Source organism: Pseudomonas sp. F1_0610 (genome assembly GCF_047470865.1).
In the GTDB taxonomy this organism is placed as follows: Bacteria; Pseudomonadota; Gammaproteobacteria; order Pseudomonadales; family Pseudomonadaceae; genus JAZDRH01.
Map to the genome: position 1 here is coordinate 1 of NZ_JAZDRH010000060.1, position 2587 is coordinate 2587.

3 protein-coding genes are annotated in these 2587 nt (G+C 39.9%); 1 reads left to right on the forward strand and 2 read right to left on the reverse strand.

The window, feature by feature from the left end:
• A partial coding sequence (locus tag VQ643_RS16065) for an integrase core domain-containing protein (protein WP_414201494.1) occupies positions 1–197 on the forward strand: 197 nt, incomplete at its 5' end.
• Positions 198–532: 335 nt separating this feature from the next.
• On the opposite strand, the gene VQ643_RS16070 is transcribed toward VQ643_RS16065, so the two are convergent.
• Positions 533–928, reverse strand: coding sequence for a DUF4189 domain-containing protein (locus tag VQ643_RS16070; protein ID WP_414201496.1), 396 nt, complete (start codon positions 926–928; stop codon positions 533–535).
• A 1468-nt stretch (positions 929–2396) separates the two neighbouring features.
• Positions 2397–2587, reverse strand: a 191-nt coding sequence (locus tag VQ643_RS16075) for a hypothetical protein (RefSeq protein ID WP_414201498.1), incomplete at its 5' end; no start/stop codon positions are given.

The window sequence follows — 2587 nt, forward strand, 5'->3', positions numbered from 1 at the left end:
CAGGCAAACCGACACAGAATGCTTATGTTGAGCGTTTTAACCGAACAGTGCGTCATGAATGGTTAGATTTAAACATCTTTGACAGCATTGAACAGGCTCAAGAACTTGCTACACAATGGCTTTGGACTTATAACAACGAACGCCCTCACACTGGCATCGGAGGAGTACCGCCAAGGCAGCTATTACAGGCAGCTTAAATTCTACAGATGAGCACTGTGGAAAATGGGGGGATTACATTATGACTTCCACCAATGGTGAGAGTTAAAACTTAGATAAAACAGTGAAGTTTGATGACGGGAATCCCGTCCACAAACTGAGGCTAGAATGACAATTCAATGAATAGAAAGGATAGCCCTGAATTTCAAGTGCAGTACGCGCACGCAGGCGCGCGATTTTAGCATGTTCATCCCCCACTGGGGGCGAGCGATAACACACGCGGAGTTTTAAAAGGTCTTTGTAATTGTCTGAAATTTCAGCTGAGCGCATACAAAGGATTCTGTAGGGCTTACCGAATAGGTCGACACTGGAGGCATCAATAGTATCTGCTGTTACAGATAGTCATGATTTCTTTGCAATTTATTCCTCCATATTGTTGGCAACCTTTAGCAGCACGAGCCCTTGCATTGTGAGAGCCCACCCCATCATACCCAGTTGAGCCAATATTGTTAGTTCCTAAATAGACAGACATACATTGATTGGCGAAAGCGTTGCCAGCAATTTTGCAATCATGAGCTTGCCCATGGTGTTTTTCTACACATGACTCTAAGGCTATGCGTTTAGCTTGTTCAGCACTTCTAGCATTATATGAGCCACCAGCAATGCCAGTCGGTTTGCTTAAATAAATCGCGCCCCAGTTGTCAGCATAAGCACTGGTTACTGAGGCAGAACAGAATAATAAAGCGAAGGTAAGTTTTTTAAACAGGTTCATAGATTCACTTTTCAGGTAAGCAGTAAGTGCGCGCAATAGTATCAGTAGATCAACTCAGAATCTTGAGTATGCTCAAATCTGATGGCATTAAATAGATGTACCCAAAACTGGGGATATCTTCAGTGTGGGGGAAGAATGAGTGTTCAATTATTAGATTTTGATTTGACTGATATTTTAGATAGCGATGAAGCCATTGCCGAATATCTATCTTAGGTGTGAGTTGATGGCGATAGTGACGAACGATTAAGAGCGACTGACTACATTGCCAAGGCGCGTGATTTGACCCAAATAGTAAATGAAAGTGATACAAGCGCTTAATATTGAGTTAAAGGCACAATCAGCCAGCCTAGGCTAGCCGAAGTGAGATTTCCTCACTTTGCAAATCCTAACAAATCCTAACATTATTTTGGTTACATAAAGGTGGCTGTTAGCGGCTCAAGATGCTAATAAATGCTAACATTCAAAATTAGTTTTTAAGCCCGTTCTGGGTAAAGTCGTACTTATTTCTAAAACATCATACTAGCCGCGCCAGCATTGGCTTAGACGGCGCCTCTGTGTGACTGAAAACCTAACAAATCCTAACACTTTTTTGAGTTACACAACGGTGACTGTTAGCGGCTGACTTAGATTGGAAGAAACCGAAAGCTATATCAGAATATTCTAATCCCGTTGCAGCAACAGAATTAGCTGAATACAAGGGCTTGGTGATAGTTAAAAGGTTCTCTAGCTAAAGGTGGGGCTAACCAATGCCAACAAAGGTCATGTGTTATTTTTTAAATGCTAACTAGCCTCAAACCCCTGTATTTACTGGGCATAACACATGTAACACATACGAAATTCTATGTGTTACGCCAAACCCCTTGTATTTATTGGGCATAACACATGTAACACATGTAACACATAGAAATAGAGACCGCCAACTTTTTACTTACTTGGAAGAATGTTGTTTATCTGGTTTATGCCTTGAAGGTACGTTTTAAACTTTCTTGTACACTGGTGTGTACGCCAGCAAGAAGTAACTATTATTTTTATCAATTAAATCAATATGTTATAGTCTGAGTTCTTCTCATGGTGCCGGCACCATCTTAATACTCTAAAGCCCCGTAATTCGGGGCTTTTTTGTTTCTGTGGTGTAATTTTTGCGTAATATTTTCTCTACTTTGAGCTTAACTGTAGAGCTGGGATTACCGTTCATCAGTGAATAATAAATTTACACAGTACTATGCAAAATTAGCGAGCACTGGCAGCAATGTTCACTTCATATTTTAATGCCTGTTTGTCTGAATCTGTTTTAGTTGTGTTAATGGCTAACTCATCAGCTTACAACTCACTGAACGTGTATTAGTCAAACAGGAAAACGGCCTACGCGACAAACCCGACCGCAAAGGCCGCGACGTGCAATACGCCAAGCGACAGTTGTTGGGGTTACTGATCAGAAAGTAAAGATGATTGAGGAAAAGCTGATTAGTTATTTATAATCTGAATCTAAAAATATAGACATAATATCTGTAGTTAACGGGTAAAATATAATAACATTATCACTAATGTGATTTCTAATAAAGCCGTATGGATTGTCACAACTTATAAAACTACTATAGTCTATTTTAACAACATAAGACTCAATTAAATCATTTGTAAAATCTAAACAATGATCTAGCA